The sequence below is a fragment of the Nocardioides korecus genome, assembly GCF_054778395.1.
The window spans coordinates 397,348-417,049 of sequence record NZ_BAAGZO010000004.1 but is presented as its reverse complement, the minus strand read 5'-3'; the positions used below and the strand labels follow the sequence as shown (position 1 = coordinate 417,049).

The 19,702-nt window shown below is 74.2% G+C and carries 20 protein-coding genes; 13 read left to right on the top strand and 7 right to left on the bottom strand.

The window, feature by feature from the left end; genetic code table 11:
• Positions 1-2: 2 nt before the first annotated feature.
• Positions 3-1,415, bottom strand: coding sequence for a DNA repair protein RadA (radA, locus tag ACYVDA_RS10520; protein WP_460818041.1), 1,413 nt, complete (start codon positions 1,413-1,415; stop codon positions 3-5).
• Between the two features lie 128 nt (positions 1,416-1,543).
• Between radA and ACYVDA_RS10515 the strand changes: the two genes are divergently transcribed.
• The gene (locus tag ACYVDA_RS10515) at positions 1,544-2,614 is read left to right on the top strand and encodes a LacI family DNA-binding transcriptional regulator (protein ID WP_460818039.1); all 1,071 of its coding nucleotides are present in this window, start codon (positions 1,544-1,546) and stop codon (positions 2,612-2,614) included.
• A gap of 164 nt (positions 2,615-2,778) precedes the next feature.
• Here ACYVDA_RS10515 and ACYVDA_RS10510 read toward each other — a convergent pair whose 3' ends face one another.
• The 3 genes from ACYVDA_RS10510 to ACYVDA_RS10500 all read right to left on the bottom strand — a co-directional run bounded on the left by ACYVDA_RS10510 (position 2,779) and on the right by ACYVDA_RS10500 (position 5,019).
• Entirely contained in the window at positions 2,779-3,381 is a 603-nt protein-coding gene (locus ACYVDA_RS10510) for a class I SAM-dependent methyltransferase (RefSeq protein WP_460818037.1), read from the bottom strand.
• Positions 3,382-3,521: 140 nt separating this feature from the next.
• Positions 3,522-4,160, bottom strand: coding sequence for a VOC family protein (locus tag ACYVDA_RS10505; protein ID WP_460818035.1), 639 nt, complete (start codon positions 4,158-4,160; stop codon positions 3,522-3,524).
• Between the two features lie 88 nt (positions 4,161-4,248).
• Positions 4,249-5,019, bottom strand: coding sequence for a hypothetical protein (locus ACYVDA_RS10500; protein WP_460818034.1), 771 nt, complete (start codon positions 5,017-5,019; stop codon positions 4,249-4,251).
• Positions 5,020-5,059: 40 nt separating this feature from the next.
• Here ACYVDA_RS10500 and ACYVDA_RS10495 point away from each other — a divergent pair, with 40 nt between their 5' ends.
• The 5 genes from ACYVDA_RS10495 to ACYVDA_RS10475 are packed head-to-tail and all read left to right on the top strand — an operon-like array spanning position 5,060 to position 10,066.
• Positions 5,060-5,995, top strand: a complete 936-nt coding sequence (locus tag ACYVDA_RS10495; RefSeq protein ID WP_460818030.1) for a Ppx/GppA phosphatase family protein — start codon at positions 5,060-5,062, stop codon at positions 5,993-5,995.
• A 7-nt stretch (positions 5,996-6,002) separates the two neighbouring features.
• The gene (locus ACYVDA_RS10490; protein ID WP_460818029.1) at positions 6,003-6,800 is read left to right on the top strand and encodes a sugar phosphate isomerase/epimerase family protein; all 798 of its coding nucleotides are present in this window, start codon (positions 6,003-6,005) and stop codon (positions 6,798-6,800) included.
• Between the two features lie 58 nt (positions 6,801-6,858).
• Positions 6,859-7,581 carry a heme ABC exporter ATP-binding protein CcmA gene (gene ccmA / locus ACYVDA_RS10485; RefSeq protein WP_460818028.1) on the top strand — a complete coding sequence of 241 codons (723 nt, stop codon included), beginning with the start codon at positions 6,859-6,861 and terminating at the stop codon, positions 7,579-7,581.
• Entirely contained in the window at positions 7,578-8,315 is a 738-nt protein-coding gene (locus ACYVDA_RS10480; RefSeq protein WP_460818026.1) for an ABC transporter permease, read from the top strand. Before ccmA ends, ACYVDA_RS10480 begins: the two co-directional genes overlap by 4 nt.
• 44 nt (positions 8,316-8,359) lie before the next feature.
• A complete protein-coding gene (locus ACYVDA_RS10475) occupies positions 8,360-10,066 on the top strand; it encodes a dihydroxyacetone kinase family protein (protein ID WP_460818024.1) in 1,707 nt (568 codons plus the stop codon).
• Between the two features lie 136 nt (positions 10,067-10,202).
• Here ACYVDA_RS10475 and ACYVDA_RS10470 read toward each other — a convergent pair whose 3' ends face one another.
• The gene (locus ACYVDA_RS10470; protein ID WP_460818021.1) at positions 10,203-11,138 is read right to left on the bottom strand and encodes an aldo/keto reductase; all 936 of its coding nucleotides are present in this window, start codon (positions 11,136-11,138) and stop codon (positions 10,203-10,205) included.
• 79 nt (positions 11,139-11,217) lie between these two features.
• Here ACYVDA_RS10470 and ACYVDA_RS10465 point away from each other — a divergent pair, with 79 nt between their 5' ends.
• The 7 genes from ACYVDA_RS10465 (at position 11,218) to ACYVDA_RS10435 (ending at position 17,116) form a co-directional block, all read left to right on the top strand.
• On the top strand, positions 11,218-12,147 hold the full coding sequence (locus tag ACYVDA_RS10465; RefSeq protein ID WP_460818017.1) for a proline dehydrogenase family protein: 930 nt from the start codon (positions 11,218-11,220) through the stop codon (positions 12,145-12,147).
• Between the two features lie 42 nt (positions 12,148-12,189).
• On the top strand, positions 12,190-12,993 hold the full coding sequence (gene proC / locus ACYVDA_RS10460) for a pyrroline-5-carboxylate reductase (RefSeq protein WP_460818015.1): 804 nt from the start codon (positions 12,190-12,192) through the stop codon (positions 12,991-12,993).
• Between the two features lie 19 nt (positions 12,994-13,012).
• Entirely contained in the window at positions 13,013-14,200 is a 1,188-nt protein-coding gene (locus ACYVDA_RS10455) for an acetoin utilization protein AcuC (protein ID WP_460818011.1), read from the top strand.
• Between the two features lie 185 nt (positions 14,201-14,385).
• The gene (locus ACYVDA_RS10450; RefSeq protein ID WP_460818005.1) at positions 14,386-14,580 is read left to right on the top strand and encodes a helix-turn-helix domain-containing protein; all 195 of its coding nucleotides are present in this window, start codon (positions 14,386-14,388) and stop codon (positions 14,578-14,580) included.
• Positions 14,581-14,697: 117 nt separating this feature from the next.
• Positions 14,698-14,799: a 30S ribosomal protein bS22 gene (locus ACYVDA_RS10445; protein ID WP_008356322.1), complete on the top strand. Its 102-nt coding sequence runs from the start codon at positions 14,698-14,700 to the stop codon at positions 14,797-14,799.
• 24 nt (positions 14,800-14,823) lie between these two features.
• Entirely contained in the window at positions 14,824-15,855 is a 1,032-nt protein-coding gene (locus ACYVDA_RS10440) for an NAD-dependent epimerase/dehydratase family protein (protein ID WP_460818002.1), read from the top strand.
• A complete protein-coding gene (locus tag ACYVDA_RS10435; protein ID WP_460818000.1) occupies positions 15,848-17,116 on the top strand; it encodes a lysophospholipid acyltransferase family protein in 1,269 nt (422 codons plus the stop codon). Before ACYVDA_RS10440 ends, ACYVDA_RS10435 begins: the two co-directional genes overlap by 8 nt.
• An 86-nt stretch (positions 17,117-17,202) precedes the next feature.
• Here ACYVDA_RS10435 and ACYVDA_RS10430 read toward each other — a convergent pair whose 3' ends face one another.
• Positions 17,203-18,456: a DUF5667 domain-containing protein gene (locus tag ACYVDA_RS10430; RefSeq protein WP_460817998.1), complete on the bottom strand. Its 1,254-nt coding sequence runs from the start codon at positions 18,454-18,456 to the stop codon at positions 17,203-17,205.
• 163 nt (positions 18,457-18,619) lie between these two features.
• On the bottom strand, positions 18,620-19,477 hold the full coding sequence (locus tag ACYVDA_RS10425; protein WP_460817997.1) for a sigma-70 family RNA polymerase sigma factor: 858 nt from the start codon (positions 19,475-19,477) through the stop codon (positions 18,620-18,622).
• Positions 19,478-19,702 lie beyond the last annotated feature (225 nt).

Genomic DNA, 19,702 nt, shown 5'->3' with positions numbered 1-19,702 from the left:
ATCTAGGACAGACCCAGTCGCGGACTCTCGTCCTGCCCCAGGCCCAGGGCGCTCAGGGCGCGGCCCACGTGGTCGACGTCGAGCACCCGCATGCCGTCCAGGACGCGGCTGCTGCCGGCGCTCGCGGTGCTCTCGGCCGGCACCACCGCGGAGCGGAACCCCATCCGGCCGGCCTCGGCCAGGCGTACGCCGAGGTCCCGCACCCGCCGCAGCTCCCCCGACAGCCCCAGCTCGCCGATGGCCACGACGTTGCGGGCCAGCGGACGCCCCAGGTGCGCCGAGGCGATCGCCAGGGCGATGGCGGTGTCGTTGCTCGGCTCGGTCAGGCGGGCGCCCCCGACGCTGGAGACGAACACGTCGTGCTGGTGCAGCCGGATGCCCGCGTGCTGCTGGAGGACCGCGAGGATCAGGGCCACCCGGGAGGAGTCGACGCCGGAGGTGGTGCGGCGGGGCCGCTCGGAGGCGGAGTGGGTGACCAGCGCCTGCACCTCGCTGAGCAGCGGCCGGTGACCCTCCATGTGCACGGCCACGCAGGTGCCGGGGACGGGGGAGTGCCGGGCGTCGAGGAACAGCCCCGAGGGGTCGGTGATCGCGACGATGCCCTCGGCGGACAGGTCGAAGCAGCCGACCTCGTCGACCGGGCCGAACCGGTTCTTGACCGCACGCACCATCCGCAGCCGCGAGGTGCGCTCGCCCTCGAAGTGCAGGACCACGTCGACCAGGTGCTCCAGGACGCGCGGCCCGGCGATCGAGCCGTCCTTGGTGACGTGGCCGATGATCACCAGGGTGATGTTGCGCAGCTTGGCCATCCGGATCAGCGCGGCGGAGACCTCCTTGACCTGGGTGACCCCGCCCGGCACGCCGTCGACGTCGCCGGCGCTGATGGTCTGGATGGAGTCGACGACGAGCAGCGTCGGCTTGACCTCCTCGACGTGGCCCAGCAGGGCCCCGAGGTCGGTCTCGGCGGCGAGGTAGAGCTCGGGGAAGATCCCGCCCGTGCGGTCGGCGCGCATGCGCACCTGGGCGGCCGACTCCTCGCCCGTGACGTAGAGGACGCGGTGGCGCAGCCGGGCGGTCTGGGCGGCCACCTCCAGCAGCAGCGTGGACTTGCCGACCCCGGGCTCCCCGGCCAGCAGGATGGCGGCGCCGGGCACCAGGCCCCCGCCGAGCACCCGGTCGAGCTCGGGCACGCCGCTGCTGCGCGACTGGGAGTCCTCGATCGGGACCTCGCCGATGGGGCGCGCAGGCGTGGTCACCGGACCGGCCTGGACCCGGCTGCGGGGCGCGGACTTCTCCACCACGGTGCCCCAGGCCTGGCACTCACCGCAGCGCCCCACCCACTTGGCGGCCTCCCAGCCGCACTCGGAGCAGTGGTAGCTCGGGCGGGGGGGCTTGGCTGCGGGTCGTGAGGCCATGACCAGCACCGTAGGCGAGGGGTCTGACACAACCCGGGCCCGACACCGACGACCCCGTCGCCGCCTCGGGGAGGCGGTGTGATGACCTAGCCTTGGAACGATCCATCGCACGCCTTCCTGGGAGCACGATGAGCCAGCCGTCCAACCGCCCCGACCCGGTCCGGGACCGGCTGCGGCCGACCGTGCCGCCCACGCTGGCCACGGTCGCCGACGAGGCGGGGGTCTCGCGCCAGACGGTCTCCAACGCGCTCAACAACCCCGAGCTGCTGCGTCCCGAGACCCTCACCCGGGTGCAGGAGGTGATCGACCGGCTCGGCTACTCGCCCAACCGGGCCGCGCGCCAGCTGCGCACGCGCTCGTCCCACCTGATCGGGCTGCGCTTCGAGCAGGCCCACGAGGGCACCAGCAACGCGCTGATGGACCGCTTCCTGCACAGCCTGACCGAGGAGTCCTCCCGCACCGGTCACCACGTGCTGCTGTTCTCGGGGGAGGAGGAGGACCCGCTGGACGGCTACGACGACCTCCTGCGCTCGACCGCCGTGGACGCCTTCGTCGTGACCGACACCTACGCCGGGACGCCGCAGGCCGGCTTCCTCCAGGACCGCGGCGCGCCGTTCGTCGCCTTCGGTCGGCCCTGGGACGACCCGCACGCCGACCACGCCTGGGTCGACGTCGACGGCGCCCACGGTGGCCGGATCGCCACCGAGCACCTCCTCGAGCAGGGCCACGACCGGGTCGCCTGGCTCGGCTGGGAGCGCTCCTCGCGGATCGGGCAGGACCGGCGCAGCGGCTGGGAGGAGGCGCTGCGGGCGTCGGGCCGCGACCCGATGGGGCTCGGCGTACGCGTCGCCGACAACGTCGACGCCGCCCGGATGGCCGCCCACCACGTCCTGGAGGACACGACCATCACCGCCTTCGCCTGCGCCAGCGACACCCTGGGCCTCGGGGTGCTGCACGCCTGCGCCGAGCGCGGCCTGCGCCCGGGGCGCGACATCGGGGTGGTCGGCTTCGACGACTCGCTGCCGGCCCAGGTGGTGTGGCCGGGCCTGACCTCGGTGCGGCAGCCGCTCGAGCAGGTGGCGGTCGAGGTCGTCCGGATCCTGCACCGCGTCCTGGCCCACAAGCCGATCGAGGAGCGCGGCCAGATGCTCCAGCCCGCCCTCGTCGTACGCCGCTCCAGCCGCCGCGACTGGACCTGACCCCGGCGCAGGTGTCGCGACACGCCCGGTCGCAGGACCCACACATTTGTGTAGCCGAGTGACCAGGAGGACGCCCGATCAGGGCACTCTCCTACACAAATGTGTGGGCCCGCCCCCCACGACACGCCCGACCACCGCCGACCACGCACCGACCGAGCCGCGCTTCAGAACCCCCGGGTCCAGACGTTGATCGCGTAGTCGACCGACGAGCCCTCGTGCTCGAGCAGGACCTCCTCGGCGACGGCGTCGGGGAGCTCGATGCGCACGACGGCCTCGAGGTCCTCGCGGGAGTCGAAGGTCCAGGCGATGTCGAGGGGGTGGCGCTCCCAGCCGCGGGCGTCCCAGAACGCCGCCACGGCGACCGGGTCGTGGCGGGGGTAGCCGCGCCGGAACCACGAGCCGAAGGTGGAGCGGGTGGGGTCGTTGTCGATGACGAACGCCCGCCCGCCCGGGCGCACCACGCGGTCGAGCTCGGCCAGGCCCGGCTCGCAGCCGGGACCGAAGAAGTAGGCCCAGCGCGCGTGCACCACGTCCACCGACGCCTCGGGCAGGGGCAGGTCGGTGGCGGAGCCGTGGCGGACCTCCACGTGCGGGAGCCGCCGCGTCCGGCGCCGTGCGACGGCGACCAGGTCGCCGTGCGGCTCCACGCCGGTCACCGACCGGGCGCCGTCGGCGAGCAGGGGGAGGTGGAAGCCGGTGCCGCAGCCGACGTCGAGGACGTCACGATCCTCCCAGCCGCCGAGGCGCCGGAGCAGGTCGGTGATCACCCCCGCGCGGTCGACGCCGCGGTTCTCGATCTCGTAGACCTCGGGGGAGTACCAGATGTTCGGGCTGGGCAGCGCCCCCGCGGCCAGGTCGGGACCCGTGCGGGGGTCCCCGTCGGCCCCGGGAGAGGGGGCCGTCGAGCTCAGAGCCGGACCTCGCCGAGGGGGGTCTTGAACTTGGCGGCGTTGATGCCGGGGGTGCCGTTGGGGGCGACCCACTCGACCTTCACGTCCTCGAGCGGCTCGTCGACCGGCTGGCCCAGCCACTCCGAGACGCGCGCGGGGTCGCCGGCGATCTCCAGGCAGCCGAGGCTGACCTGGCCGGTGGCCCCGGTGCTGGGGTGGTTGGCCGGGTCGGTCTCCCACTGCACGTAGAACGGCAGCTGCGGGTCGGCCTGCAGGCCCTTGACCCCCAGCTGGCGCCAGCGCAGCTCGACGCCGTCGGGACGGTGGCGGTTGCCGCTGACCGACTCGCGACCGAGGCGCTGCTCGTGCGGGGCGATGTCGTCCACGGCGACGACCCAGCCCAGCCATCCGCCGCCAAGCTCGGAGCGAGCACGGACGGCCTGGCCGAACGGGGCCTTGTCGGAGGCCGGGTGGTCGAGGACCTCGACGACCTCCAGGTACATGCCTCCCGCGAGCGGGAGGATCGAGTTGCGTGTGCCGAAGCGGGGGTGGACACCACCGGTGACGAACTCCTCGCCCAACAGGGCCGAGAGACGTTCCGTCGTTCCTGCGAGCCCCCCCGGGCCTGCGGCGAAGACGATGTGGTCGAGGCGCATAACTGATTCTGACCCGACCGGTTCCGACTCTTGACACCGGGGGTCGCAAGGACCACGGATCGGGACGCCTCCGTCCGTGGAGCCCGGATCAGGGCCGGGTCGGCGAGGCGGGGTGCAGCGTCAGGGCCGAGCGCGACCGCACGTGGGCGTCGCACGCCTCCACCAGCACGTCGTACGCCGGGCGGCCCATCAGCGCGACCAGCTCGACGGCGTTGCTCACGAAGACCGGCTCGGTGCCGACGTGGGCCTCGGTGTTGCCCGAGCAGTACCAGTCCAGGTCGTGGCCGCCGGCGCCCCAGCCGCGCCGGTCGTACTCCCCGATGCCGACCTCGAGGTAGGTCGTGCCGTCGGGCCGCTCGACGTCGCGGAAGGTGCGGCGGATCGGCAGCTGCCAGCACACGTCGGGCTTGGTCTCGACGAAGTGCACGTCGCGGTCCAGCGCCAGCGCGTGCAGTGCGCAGCCGTAGCCGCCGGCGAAGTCGCGGGAGTTGTGGAAGACGCAGGCGCCGTCGACGACGCGGGTCTTGCGCTCGCCCTCGTCGTCGGTCTCGACCCAGCCCTCGCGGGTCACCTGCCCGTCGTCGCCGAGCGCCGACCCGCGGTGCTGCCAGCGGTCCTCGCCGAGCTCGGCGACCCAGCCCGCCACCCGCTCCTCGTCGTCGGAGTCGGAGAAGTGGGCGCCCAGGGTGCAGCAGCCCGACTCGGGGGCGTCGGCGTAGATGCCGGCGCAGCCCTGGCCGAAGATGCACGTCCAGCTCGAGGTGAGCCAGGTCAGGTCGCAGCGGAACACCTGGTCGCCGTCCGCGGGGTCCGCGAACTCGACGTAGGCGCGGGGGAAGACGAGATCGACCTCGGGCACGCCGGGAAGCCTATGCGGTCGGGCCCGGTAGCCTCGCCCCATGCGCCTCGGTGTGCTCGACATCGGCTCCAACACCGGCCACCTCCTGGTGGTCGACGCCTACGCCGGGGCGGCGCCGCTGCCGGCGTCCTCCTACAAGGAGCCGCTGCGGCTGGCCGAGCACCTCGACGGCGACGGGGCGGTCACCCCCGCGGGGGTCGCCGCGCTGACCGCCTTCGTGTCCTCCGCCCTCGCGCTGGCCGAGGACAAGGGGTGCGAGGAGATCTACTCCTTCGCCACCTCCGCCGTCCGCGACGCCGTCAACAGCGACGCGGTGCTGGCCCACGTCGAGGCCGAGACCGGCGTCGAGATCCGGGTCCTGCCCGGCGAGGACGAGGCCCGGCTGACGTTCCTCGCCGTACGCCGCTGGTTCGGGTGGTCCTCCGGCCGTCTGGCCGTCTTCGACATCGGCGGCGGGTCGCTGGAGCTCGCGGGCGGTGACACCGAGGTGCCCGACGTCGCGTGGTCGGTGCCGCTGGGCGCCGGCCGGCTGGCCCGCGAGCACTTCGCCCACGGCCACCCCGGGGAGAAGGAGCTGCGCCGGCTGCGCAAGGAGATCCGCCTCGAGGTCGCCCGCGACGCCGGCTCCCTGCTGCGCGGCGGGACGCCCGACCACGCCGTCGCCACCTCCAAGACCTTCCGCTCCCTGGCCCGCATCTGCGGCGCCGCGCCGTCCTCGGAGGGCCTGTTCGTACGCCGTGTGCTCCCGGCCCGCGAGCTCGAGCAGTGGATCCCGAAGCTGATCGCCATGGACCGCGACGAGGTCGCCCACCTGCCCGGGGTCTCCTCCGGCCGCGCCCACCAGGTGCTGGCCGGGGCCCTGGTGGCCTCCGCCGTGCTGGACGTCTTCGACCTCGAGGCCCTCGAGATCTGCCCGTGGGCGCTGCGCGAGGGCGTCATCCTGCACCAGCTCGACCGTCTCGACGCGCGGGCCTGAGGCGCGCGTGGCCCCCGTCTTCGCCCTCTCCACGGCCTCGGTCTACCCCGAGAACACCACCCACGCCTTCGACTACGCCGAGCGCCTGGGCTACGACGCCGTCGAGGTGATGGTCGGGATCGACGTGGTCAGCCAGAGCGTGGAGAAGGTCCGCAAGCTGCGCGACTACCACCAGGTGCCGGTCTGCGCCGTGCACGCGCCGTGCCTGCTGATCACCCAGCGGGTGTGGGGCAGCGACCCGTGGGCCAAGCTCGAGCGCAGCGCCGAGATGGCCCTCGCGCTGGACGCCGACGTGGTCGTGGTGCACCCGCCGTTCCGGTGGCAGCGCGACTACGCCACCGGTTTCGTCGAGGGCATCGCCGACCTGGAGCGGCGCACGGGCATCGCCTTCGCGGTCGAGAACATGTACCCCTGGCGCGCCACCTCCCGCCGCGAGCTCGAGGTCTACGGCCCCGGGTGGGACCCCTCGGCCGAGCCCTACGCCAACACCACGATCGACCTCTCCCACGCCGCCACCGCGCAGTCCGACCCGGTCGCGATGGCCCGCCGCCTCGGGGACCGGCTGCGCCACGTGCACATGACCGACGGCTCCGGCTCGGCCAAGGACGAGCACCTCGTGCCCGGACGCGGCAACCAGCCGTGCGGGGAGTTCCTCGAGCACCTCGCGGCGACCGGCTTCGAGGGCCACGTCGTGGCCGAGATCAACACCCGCAAGGCCGGTGACCGCGAGCAGCGCGAGGTCGACCTGCTGGAGTCGCTCGCCTTCTCCAAGCTGCACTTCGCGGCCCCCGGGGTCACCCCCTAGCCGCCGTCCGGGACCTCGGGCCCTCGACGGCGGGTGCGACCGGGGCCAGGATCGCTCCATGTCGACCACGGCGGACGCTGTCGCGGTCCGGGGCCTGGTCGTGCGGCGCGGGGACCGGGAGGTCCTGCACGGCCTGGACCTCACCCTGCGGGCCGGGGAGGTGGTCGGCCTGCTGGGTCCCTCGGGCTGCGGCAAGACCACCCTGATGCGGGTGCTGGTGGGGGTGCAGCGCACCACCGGGGGCACGGTCGAGGTGCTCGGGCGGCCCGCCGGGACGGCGTCGCTGCGCGGGCGGATCGGCTACGTCACCCAGCAGCCGAGCGTGTACGACGACCTCACCGTCACCGAGAACCTGCGCTTCTTCGCCCGCGTGCTGCGCGTCCCGGCCGGACGGGTCACCGACGTGCTCGGCGCCGTCGGCCTCGCCGCCCACGCCCACGACCTGGTCGGCCGGCTCTCCGGCGGGGAGCGGTCGCGGGTCTCGCTCGGGGTCGCGCTGCTGGCCGATCCCGAGCTGCTGGTGCTCGACGAACCCACGGTCGGGCTCGACCCGGTGCTGCGGGCGGACCTGTGGGCCACCTTCCACGCCCTGGCCCGGGCGGGCGCGGCGGTGCTGGTCTCGAGCCACGTGATGGACGAGGCCACCCGCTGCGACCGGCTCCTGCTGCTGCGCGAGGGGCGCCTGGTCGCCGACGACACCCCGGCCGACCTGCTCCGGCGCACCGGGGCGCACGACGTGGAGGAGGCCTTCCTGCGGCTGGTGCGCGAGGAGCGACCGTGAGGCCCGGGACCACGCTGGCCGTGGCCGGGCGGGTGCTGACCCAGCTGCGTCGCGACCACCGGACCGTGGCGATGCTGCTGGTGCTGCCCTGCGCGGTGGTCGCCCTGCTGTGGTGGATGTTCAGCCGGACCCCGGGGTCCGGCTTCGACCGGCTGGGGCCCGCGCTGCTCGCGCTGATCCCCTTCATCGTGATGTTCCTGGTGACCTCGGTGACCACCCTGCGCGAGCGCACCTCGGGGACGCTGGAGCGGCTGCTGGCGATGCCGGTGGGGCGCGCCGACCTGCTGCTGGGCTACGCCCTGGCCTTCGGGCTGGTGGCGGCGGTGCAGTCGGCCCTCGCCGTCGGCGTGTGCCTCGGGCTCCTCGGCCTGGACGTGGTCGGGCCGGCGTGGCTGCTGCTCGTGGTCGCCGTCGTCGACGCCGTGCTCGGCACGGCCCTGGGGCTGCTGGTCTCGGCCTTCGCGCGCACGGAGTTCCAGGCGGTCCAGTTCATGCCCGTGCTGGTCGTGCCCCAGATCCTGCTGTGCGGGCTGTTCGTGCCCCGCGACCAGCTGCCCGCCGTGCTGGCCCAGGTCTCCGACGTGCTGCCGCTGTCGTTCGCGGTCGACGCGATGCAGCAGGTGGCGACCTCGGCGGCCACCGGACCGGTGTGGCACGACGTCGCCGTGGTGTCGGCGTACGTCGTGGCGGGGCTGGTGCTCGGCGCCCTCACCCTGCGTCGCCGCACCTCCTGAACGAGCCCTCGTCGGGGTCGCGGCGCGTGGCTAGGGTCGAGCGCATGAAGAAGCTGATCAACTCCGTCGCCGACGTCGTGCCGCAGATGCTGGAGGGCCTGGTCGACGCCGACCCGGGGCTGGTGCTCCTCGAGGGCCAGACGGTGGTCCTGCGGGCCGACCACGCCGAGGTCGCCGCGCGCGGCGAGGTGGCGATCGTGTCGGGCGGGGGCGCGGGTCACGAGCCGGCCCACGGCGGGTACGTCGGCGCGGGCATGCTCACCGGTGCCGTCGTCGGCGACGTGTTCACCTCGCCCTCGACCGACGCCGTGCTCGCCGCGGTCCGGGCCGTCGGCGGCGAGGCGGGGGTCCTGCTGATCGTGAAGAACTACACCGGTGACCGGCTCAACTTCGGGCTGGCGGCCGAGATCGTGCGGGCCGAGGGGATCGACGTCGAGATGGTGGTCGTCGGCGACGACGTGGCGCTCTCCGCCGAGGGCGAGCACGCCGGTCGCCGCGGCATCGCCGGCACGGTGCTGGTGCACAAGGCGGCCGGCGCCGCGGCGGCCCGGGGCGAGGACCTCGCCGCCGTCGCCGAGGTGGCCCGCTCCGTCGCCGCCGCGGTCCGGTCGATGGGCGTGGCGCTGGGGGCCTGCACCGTCCCGGCCGTGGGCCGACCCGGCTTCGAGCTGGGCGAGGACGAGGTCGAGTGGGGGCTCGGCATCCACGGCGAGTCCGGCGTCGAGCGAGGCGCGCTCGTGGGCGCCGACGAGGTGGCCGGGCGCCTGGTGGCCGCGGTCGCCGACGACCTCTCCCTGGCGAGCGGCCAGCGGGTCGGCGTGCTCGTGAACAACCTGGGGACGACCCCGCCCAGCGAGCTCGACGTCGTCGCCCGCGGCACGCTCGCGGCCCTGCGCGAGCGCGGGGCCGAGGTCGAGCGGCTGTGGGTCGGCACCTTCCTCACCGCGCTGGACATGCCCGGCTGCTCGGTCTCGGTGCTGGCCCTCGACGACGACCTGGTCGAGCTGCTGGACGCCCCGACCACCACCTCGGCGTGGCCGGCCGCGCACCGGGGACGGGTGAGCACCCAGCGGGAGGTGCCGGCCGACGCCGCCGCGACGTCGGGGGACCAGGAGACCGCGGGTGACGGGCTGGCCGACGGCGCCCTGCGGCGCGGGCTGCTGGCGGCGTGCGCGGCGCTGCGCGAGGCCGAGCCGGAGCTGACCCGGATGGACGGCGAGGTCGGCGACGGCGACCTCGGCACCGGTCTGGAGCGCGGCGCCCGTGCGGTCGAGGACGAGGTCGGGGGCTACCCGGCCGATCCCGCGGGCGCGCTGCGCGCCGCGTCGGCGACCGTGCGCCGGGCGATCGGCGGGACCTCGGGACCGCTCTACTCCATCCTGCTGATGCGGGCCGCGGCCGTCGTCGAGGACGGCGACGCGACCGACCCCGCGACCTGGGCCGAGGCCCTGCGCGCCGGCGCCGAGGGGATCGCCGAGGTGGGGGGCGCCCAGGTCGGTGACCGCACCATGCTCGACGCCCTGGTCCCGCTCGCCGACACCCTGGTCGAGCGGCTGGGGTCGGGCGAGGACCCCGGCGCCGCGCTCGGCTCGGGCGTCGACGCCGCCCGCGAGGGGACGGCCTCGACCACCGACCGGGTCGCCAAGGTGGGCCGCTCGAGCTACCTGGGCGACCGCGCCAAGGGCACCCCGGACCCCGGCGCCCACGCCGTCGTGGTGTGGGCCGACGCCGTGCGGTCCGCCCTGACCTGAGCGGGCGGCGGGAGCGGCGTACGGCTCGGAGCTCTTCATCCGGGAAACTGCCTCTCTGCCCACGACGCGTCGTGTGCAGAGAGGCAGTTCGGGCTCATCACCTGGGAAACCGGACCCCCTCGGGCGAGGCCGCGGGTCAGGTCCAGGCGAGGCCGCTGCGGTGGCTCCAGTAGGAGCCCGGGTCCTCGGCGAGCCCGCCGAGGTCCACCAGGGCGACCTCGTCGACGACGTCGCGGGCGGCCAGGTTGGACACCAGCTGGTCGCGCGAGGAGGCCCCGGAGAGCACCACGTCGACCCAGGGCCGGGCCAGGGCCGCCGCGAGGGCCACGGTGTCCGGGCCCACGCCGAGCTCGTCGGCCACGGCCGCCAGGTCGGTCGGCACGTCGTCGGCGGCCGGGGTCAGGCGCCCGTTGGCCACCGCCTCCTTGACCACCACGAACCACCCGGCGTCGTGGACCTCCTCCAGGGCCGCCGCGACGGAGGGCTCGAGGAGGTTCCAGGTCGACTGGACGGTGGTGAAGGGGGAGTCCGGCAGCGCCGCCGCGGCCCGGACGACGTCGGCCTGGTCGGGCCCGCTCGTCGACAGCCCGACCCGTACGCCGGTGGCGGCCAGCTCGCGGAGCCGGTCCAGCAGCCCGGGGTCGCCCAGCACGGGGCTGTCGGAGGTCAGGCTGTGCACCAGGTAGAGGTCCGGCGGCCCGCCCAGCGCGGCCAGCGTCTCGGGCCACTGGCGCGCGAAGGTCGCACTCGTGTGGTCCTTCACCTCGTGGGTGGTCGCGCCGCGCGCGAAGTCGGCGACGTAGGTGTAGCCCCACTTCGACCCGACGCGGCACTCCTCGCGGCGGCCCGGGTGGGCGGCCAGCCACCCGCCCACGAACTCCTCGCCGGCGCCGTAGGACCGCGCCGCGTCGACGTGCCGCACGCCGGAGGCCCAGGCCGCCTCGAGCACCTCGACCGCGTGGGCCCGCAGCTCCTCCACGTCGTACCGGTCGCCGAGCGCGCGCCCGTGGCCCAGGTTGAGGTACTCCGGTCGTCCCAGGGCGGCCGTCCCCAGTCCCAGCTCAGCAGTCATGGGGCCCATCCTGCCCCCGTCGTGCGGGCTGCCGCGGCGCGAGTACGGTGTCGGGACCGTCGTCCCCGGGGAGGAACCGTTGATCCGACAAGCGCTCCTGGTGCTCGCTCGCAGCCAGCACGTCAAGGGAGTGGTCACGCGCCTGCCGGTGAGCAGCAGCGTGGTCAACCGCTACGTCCCCGGTGAGCACAACGCCGACGCCGTCACCGCGACCGCCGCCCTGGTCGAGGACGGGCTCGAGGTGACCCTGGACTTCCTGGGCGAGGACACCCTCGACGAGGCCCAGGCCGAGGCGACCGTCTCGGCGTACCTCGACCTGCTGGAGCGCCTCGTCGCCGCCGGTCTCGGGCGTCGCGCCGAGGTCAGCGTGAAGCTCTCGGCCATCGGCCAGGCGCTGCCCGGGATCGGTCACGACCTGGCCCTGGAGAACGCCCGCCGGATCTGCCGCGCCGCCCGCAACGCCGGGACCACGGTCACCCTCGACATGGAGGACCACACCACCACCGACCGCACCCTGGAGGCCCTGCGCGAGCTGCGCAAGGACTTCCCGGAGACGGGCGCGGTCGTGCAGGCCTACCTGCACCGCACCGAGGACGACTGTCGGGCCCTGGCCCACGAGGGCAGCCGGGTGCGGCTGTGCAAGGGCGCCTACAACGAGCCGGAGGAGGTGGCCTTCCAGGACCGGCACGAGGTCGACAAGTCCTACGTGCGCTGCCTGAAGGTCCTGATGGCCGGCGAGGGCTACCCGATGATCGCCACGCACGACCCGCGCCTGGTCCGGATCGCCTCGGCGCTGGCCACCCGCAACGGTCGGATGCCGGGGACCTACGAGTTCCAGATGCTCTTCGGCATCCGCACCGAGGAGCAGAAGCGCCTCGCCGACGCCGGTGAGAAGGTCCGCGTCTACCTGCCCTACGGCGACCAGTGGTACGGCTACCTGATGCGCCGCCTGGCCGAGCGACCCGCCAACCTGACGTTCTTCCTGCGCTCGCTGATCTCCCAGAAGTAACCCCCCCGACCCACCCCGTCCGCCGCACGAGAGGCACCCCCCATGACGACCGCGATCATCGGTGCCGGGGTGATGGGCGAGGCCCTGCTCTCCGGCCTGCTCCGGGGCGGTCACGCGCCCGACGACCTGCTGGTGGGGGAGAAGCGGCCCGAGCGCGCCGCCGAGCTCACCGAGCGGTACGCCGTCCGCGCGGTCCCCAACACCGAGGCCGTCGACGGCGCCGACACCGTCGTGCTGGTGGTCAAGCCCCAGGACATGCGCGACGTGCTGGCCGAGATCGCCCCGCACGTCTCGGTCGGCCAGCTGGTCGTGAGCCTGGCGGCCGGCATCACCACCGCCTCGATGGAGGCGCTGCTGCCCGAGGGCGTCGCCGTCGTGCGGGTCATGCCCAACACCCCGGCGCTGGTCGACGAGGGGATGGCGGCGGTCTCGGGCGGTCGGCACGCCACCGAGGAGCACCTGGTCACCGTCGAGCAGATGCTGGCGGTGACCGGTCGGGTGCTGCGGATCGCGGAGAAGCAGCAGGACGCGGTCACGGCGATCTCGGGCTCCGGGCCGGCGTACCTCTTCTTCGTGGTGGAGTCGATGATCGAGGCGGGCGTGCACCTGGGCCTGCCCCGCACCACCGCCACCGAGCTCGTGGTGCAGACCGTGGTCGGCTCGGCCAAGCTGCTGCGCGAGACCGGCGAGCACCCGACGGTCCTGCGCGAGCGCGTCACCTCCCCGGGCGGCACGACCGCGGCGGCGATCCGGCAGCTGGAGGACCACAAGGTCCGCGCCGCCTTCATCACCGCCATGGAGGCCGCCCGCGACCGCTCGGTCGCGCTCGCGGCCAGCGACGACTGACGCGCGGTAGCCTCCGGCCATGAACGGTGAGCCCTGCCGCGCCGCCCTGGTGTACGACGAGACGCTCACCGCCTACGACTTCGGGCCCACGCACCCGATGTCGCCGGTGCGGGTGGACCTGACCGTCTCCCTGGCCCGCCAGGCGGGCGTGCTCGACCGCATCCGCACCGTGGCCGCGCCCGACGCGACCGAGGACGACCTCGTCACCGTCCACGACCCCGCCCTGATCGAGGCGGTGATGGCGACCAGCCGCGAGCCGGGCCGGTCGAACCTCGCCGTGGGGCTGGGCAGCGACGACAACCCCACCTTCGCCCGCATGCACGAGGCGGCCCGCCACGTGGTGGGCGCCAGCATCGAGGCCGCGCGCCAGGTGTGGACCGGCGAGGTGGACCACGCCGCCAACATCGCCGGCGGGCTGCACCACGCGATGCCCGACCGGGTCAGCGGCTTCTGCGTCTACAACGACGTCGCGGTCGCGATCCGCTGGCTGCTCTCGCACGGCGCGCAGCGGGTGGCCTACGTCGACTGCGACGTCCACCACGGCGACGGCGTCGAGAAGATCTTCTACGACGACCCGCGGGTGCTGACGATCTCGCTGCACGAGACCGGCCAGATGCTCTTCCCCGGCACCGGCTTCCCCGCCGACAGTGGCGGGCCGGAGGCGGTCGGCAGCGCGGTCAACGTGGCGCTGCCGCCGGGCACCGCCGACGCCGGCTGGCTGCGCGCCTTCCACGCGGTCGTGCCGCCGCTGCTGCGCGAGTTCGCCCCCGACGTCCTGGTGACCCAGCAGGGCTGCGACACCCACCGCGACGACCCCCTGGCCCACCTGGCCCTCAGCGTCGACGGGCAGCGGGCGACGTACCTTGCCCTGCACGACCTGGCCCACGAGGTCGCGGACGGCAAGTGGGTGGCCTTCGGCGGCGGCGGGTACGCCGTGGTCGACGTCGTGCCGCGCGCGTGGACGCACCTGCTCGCCGCGGTGGGGGGGACCCCGCTGGACCCCGAGCAGGAGACGCCGGCCGACTGGCGCGAGGAGGTCGCCGAGCGTCTCGGCGTGCGCGCCCCGTCCCGGATGACCGACGGCCGCAGCACGGCGTACAAGCCCTGGTCGGAGGGGTACGACCCCGACACCTGGCTCGACCGGGCCGTGCAGGCCACCCGCGACGCCGTGTTCCCCGACAACGGGCTGGACCCCTTCGACCTCTAGGACGACCCCGGTCCGGAGCCCTGTGGTCGCCTCGCGCAACCCGACACGCCGAGTCACACGAATCACTTTGACGAATCTGTGGCACACGGGTCACACGGGTCCTATATTCGGTCCAGCACACGTGGGGTCGTCGGCGCGAAGTCGAGGGACGTGTGACAGAGAGCTGGTGCCCAATGCCGACGAACATGCCTGGAGACATCTCCGAGGTGAAGTTCCTCACCGTTGCCGAGGTCGCCTCGGTCATGCGCGTGTCCAAGATGACGGTCTACCGACTGGTCCACAACGGGGAGCTCCCCGCGGTGCGGGTCGGGCGCTCCTTCCGGGTGAGCGAGGACGACGTCAACGAGTACCTCAGGTCGAGCTTCTTCAACGCCGGCTGACCAGCGGACGTCCCGATTGGCTGGTGTCACGGGTGGCCGGTTAGGGTGGGCCGACTGAGCGGGGTCGTGTCTGCCTGACCTTCCCCGGCACACACCGGCATCACGGATAGGTACGACGTGGGTTCTGTCATCAAGAAGCGCCGCAAGCGGATGGCGAAGAAGAAGCACCGCAAGCTGCTGAAGAAGACGCGCGTCCAGCGTCGCAAGCTCGGCAAGTAGGACTCGGCCCCGACGCCGTCTCGCATGGGTCAGGTCGTTCTCGTCACCGGCGTCGCCGGCGATCTCGGGCGTCGCTTCGCGGCGCAGCTCTCCGGGGCGCCGGGGATCGAGCGCGTGATCGGGGTCGACGTGACCCCGCCGCGGGGTGACCTGGGGCGCGCCGACTTCGTGCGCGCCGACATCCGCAACCCGGTGATCGCCAAGGTGATCGTCCGGGAGCGGGTGGACACCGTCGTCCACACCAGCGTCGCGGCCACGCAGGCCGCCGCCGGTGGACGGACCTCGGTCAAGGAGCTCAACGTCATCGGGACGATGCAGCTGCTGGCCGCGTGCCAGCAGTCCCCCGACGTACGCCGTCTGGTGCTGAAGTCGAGCGCCGCGTTCTACGGCGCGAGCCACCGCGACCCGGCGATGTTCACCGAGGGCATGGTCGCCAAGCGGCTGGCCGGGGGTGGCTTCACCAAGGACGTCGTCGAGGTGGAGTCCTACACCCGCGGGTTCGCGCGTCGTCGTCCCGACGTCGCGGTCACCACGCTGCGCATCGCCAACGTGATCGGCCCCCGGATCGTCTCGGGGATGACCGGCTACTTCCGGCTGCCCGTGGTGCCCACCGTCCTGGGCCGCAACCCGCGCCTGCAGTTCCTGCACGAGCAGGACGCCCTCGACGTGCTCCAGCACGCGACCCTGCAGGACGTGGCCGGCACCTACAACGTCGCCGGCGACGGGGTGATCACCCTGGCCCAGGCCCTGCGCCGCCTCGGCCGTCCCTCGCTGCCGCTGCCGGCGTTCGCCGTCCCCGGGTTCGGCTCGGTCGTCGGAGGCAGCCGCACCGCGGACTTCTCCCCCGAGCAGGTCGCGTTCCTGACCTACGGCCGGGGGCTCGACACGACCCGGATGCGTTCGATGCTCGGCTTCGAGCCGACCTTCACCACCGTGCAGGCCCTCGACGACTTCGCCGCGTCCCTCGACGCCGGCCTGCTGTCGCCCGAGCGGGTGCGCGCCGGTGAGGCCGCCGTGCTCGGAGCCCTGACCAGGGGAGGTGGCGCACGTGGGTGACGCCGAGATCATCCCGATCGGCACCCGGGGACGACCCGGCCGTGGGTCGGGCAAGGACAAGCCGTCGGCCCCCAGCCGCGACCTGGCCCCCACCAGCATCCCGTCGCCACGCGCCCGCGAGCGCTCCGACCGCGACGAGCCTGAGGCCCCCGCGGAGCGGATCGCCCCGCCCCGTGGCGAGGCCGCGCCCGACGGCCCCGTCCCGACCGGCCGCACCGCGACCGGGACCGGGTCGACCGGGGCCACGGGTCCGGAGGGCTCTCCCGACGGCGCGACCGCCGGCGACGACCGGGCCGGACGGGCCGTGGCACCGCGCCGCGGACGCACGCGCCCGCCGGTGACCGCCGAGCACCGCCAGCAGGGCCCCGGCATCCCGCCCCTGGAGTGGCTCGGTGCCTTCACCTCCGCCGCCAAGGAGGTCTTCGGCGAGAGCTGGGAGCCCCGCCTGGCGGAGTTCCTGGCCTTCCTGCGCCGCCGGCTCACCGGTGACTTCGCGGTGGACGACTACGGCTTCGACCGCGAGGTCACCGAGCGCTTCCTGCTGGCCGCGGTGCGTCCGCTGGCCGAGAAGTGGTTCCGGATCGAGGTGATCGGCGCGGAGAACGTCCCGCGCACCGGGGGAGCCTTGATCGTGTCGAACCACTCCGGCACGGTGCCCCTCGACGGCCTGATGACCGCGGTGACCATCCACGACCACACCGACCGCTTCCTGCGTCCACTGGGGGCCGACCTGGTCTTCAAGCTGCCGCTGGTCGGCGACCTCGCCCGCAAGGGCGGCGCCACCCTGGCCTGCAACGACGACGCCGAGCGGATGCTGCGCGACGGCGAGCTCGTCGGGGTGTGGCCCGAGGGTTTCAAGGGCATCGGGAAGCCGTTCAGCGAGCGCTACAAGCTCCAGCGCTTCGGCCGCGGCGGCTTCGTCTCGGCCGCCCTGCGCACCGGGGTCCCGATCGTGCCGACCTCGGTCGTCGGGGCCGAGGAGATCTACCCCCTCGTGGGCAACATCCCCTCGCTGGCCCGGCTGCTCGGCATCCCCTACATCCCGATCACGCCGCTGTTCCCGCTGCTCGGTCCGCTGGGCCTGGTGCCGCTGCCCTCGAAGTGGCTGATCGAGTTCGGTGAGCCGATCCGCACCGACACCTACGAGGACGGCTCGGCCGACGACCCGATGCTGGTCTTCAACGTCACCGACCAGGTGCGCGAGTCGATCCAGCAGACCCTCTACTCGCTGCTGATCAAGCGGGGCTCGGTCTTCGGCTGAGCCGCCTGGGCCGGGCCGGGCCTGGGTCCGGTGGCGAGCCGGTGCGGGACCCCGAGGTCCCGGTCAGGTCCGGGGGACCCGACGGGTCAGTGACCGCCGAGGGTCGTGGAGAGGCCGTCGGCGACACCGTCGACGGTGTCGGTGAGCCCGCCCAGGGCGGGGTCGAGCGGGGTGCCGGTCTTGGTGGCCTTGCCGACCGTGCCGGTGACGCCGCGCACGAGGCCCTTGACGGCCGTGCCGGCCTTGCCGGTGACGCTGGGCACCAGGCCGCCGCCCGGGGTGAGGGTGCTGGTGACCTGGCCGCCGTCCGGCTCCGGGACCGGGGTCGTGGGGGCGGGCGTGGCCGGGTCGACGCCGGCGGCGGCCTTCTCGGCGTCCGCGGCGCCGGCACGGAGCCGGCGGTCGAGCTCCTGCTGGGCGCGTGCCGCTCGGGCGGCCTTGGCCTGCTGCACCTGCTGGGCCAGGTCGGCGGAGGCCTGCGCGACGGGCCGGGCGAGCAGGTTGTTGATCGTCACCCCCGAGGCGGAGGCGAGGGTGATCGGGACCTGGGCGACCCGGGTGGGTCCGCAGGAGGCGCACAGCGCGTGGGCCTGCTGGTCCAGGGTGGCGAGCGTGTCGGCCGCCTCCAGGAGGAGGTCGTCCACGGTGCGGTCGCCGGTCTGCGACATCGTCGATATCTGTCCCATGTGGGTGCTCACGAAGGTGCGCACGGCCGTGACGTCGCCGCGGTCTCCTCCGTCGGCGTACGCCCGGAAGAGGTGGGCGGCCCCGTCGCCGGCGGCGGTGCGGAAGTCGGCGACCGCGCCGGCCACGAGCAGCGGGTCGGCCCCGGAGCCCTGGAGCGCCCGGGCCTCGTCCAGGCGCGAGGCGGCCTCCTCCAGCAGGGAGCGGCCGGTGCCGGCGTCGTCGACCTGCACGGCGGTGCGGACGTCCTCGATGCCGCGCTTGACCGGGTAGAGGGAGTCGCCGGGCAAGGCGCTCGACGCGGCGGCGGCGGTGCCCGCGGTGCCGGCGATGACGGCCAGCGCGGCCACGGCGGTGCCCAGGCGGACCGGGCGGCGGCGCGGGGTGGCGACGGCGGGTCGGGGGGCAGGGGTGCGGTCGACCGGGCGGAGCACGCGCGGCGCCGGCACCAGGTCGGTCTCGGCGGCGGTCAGCAGGCGGGAGCGCAGGTCGGAGACGAACTCGGGGCGGGGCTCGACCTCGGGGACGCGGTGGAGGGCATCGACCACCTCGAGCAGCTCCTGCATCCCGGCCGTGCCGCGGCGCGCGGGGGAGGGGCGGCCCTCGAGAGCGCGCTGGAACTCGTCGGCCGTGCGGTGCGCGAAGGGTGGTGTCATGCGGGAGTCCCTGAGCTCTGGGGGGTCGTGCCGTGTCGCTCAGCCCGAGAGGCGCTGGTCGGCGTGCAACGTGACACCCGGGCCAACGACCGGTTCGAGGCGGGGGTTATGGCGCGTCCGTCCAACGGCGCGAATCGTCTCGCAGGGTGGGAAGACGGACGCATCACCGCACCCCCTCGGGCAGCAGCTTGGCCAGGTTGCGCACGCCGCGCAGCTGCAGCTGCTTGACCGCGCCGGGGCTGCGCTCGAGCACGTCAGCGGTCTCGGCGATGGACATCCCCTGGAGGAACCGCATCACCAGGCAGTCGCGCTGCTCGGTCGGCAGCTCGCCCAGGGCGGTCAGCAGGGCCTCGTTGGTCAGCGAGGCCAGGACGGCCTCCTCGGGACCCTCGGAGGTCGTGTCGAGGTCGGTGAGGTCCTCGGTGGTGGACTCCAGCCGGGTGCGCCCGGCCTTGTAGTGGTCCATGGTCAAGTTGCGCGCGATGGTCATCAGCCAGGCGCCGAAGTCCTTGCCCTGCCAGCGGAAGGTGCTCATCGAGCGCAGGGCGCGGAAGAAGGTGTCGCCGGTGAGGTCCTCGGCGAGGTGCACCGAGCCGAGGCGGTAGTAGAGGAACCGGTAGACCTGCGGCTGGTAGTGGTCGTAGAGCAGCCCGAAGGCCTCCGCGTCACCGCCCCGCGCCAGCTCCACGAGCGCGATCAGCCGCTGGCCCTCGGCGCGGTCCTCCAGCGACGAGGCGGCGTACGCCGAGTCGTCCTCGCGCCCCGGGTCGCCCGAGCCGTCAGGAGCACTCGAGCCGCCCGAGCCGCCAGGGCTGCCGGGGCTCCCCGACCCCGACGGGCCGGTGCGGGTCCCCGGGTCGGCCGGGCTGCTCTGGCTGAGCAGCCAGGGCACCCCGACGAGCGCCGGTCGGGTCTCGGGCCGGGCCGGTGGCCGGAGCGCGTCGAGCACGGCGCGACGCAGGCGCAGCAGGCCGAGGGCGCTGTCGACGCCTCCCGGACCCCTCCCCGCCTGCTCGTTCACCGTGCGCTCCCCATCGGCCGGCCGGAGCCGACCTCCCTGTTGTTGAACGTCGTTCGACCCTACGTGCCGGTCCGCTCCCTGTGAACCGTCCCGGCGCCCCGCCCGACACCTCCCCCCGGAACCGATGGGCACACCGGGACGGGCGGGGCTGGAGGTGATCGCCGGACCCGGTCACCGTCCCACGACCCGGCGCCGTCCGGGCACGCTTGCGCGCTTCCGGACCGT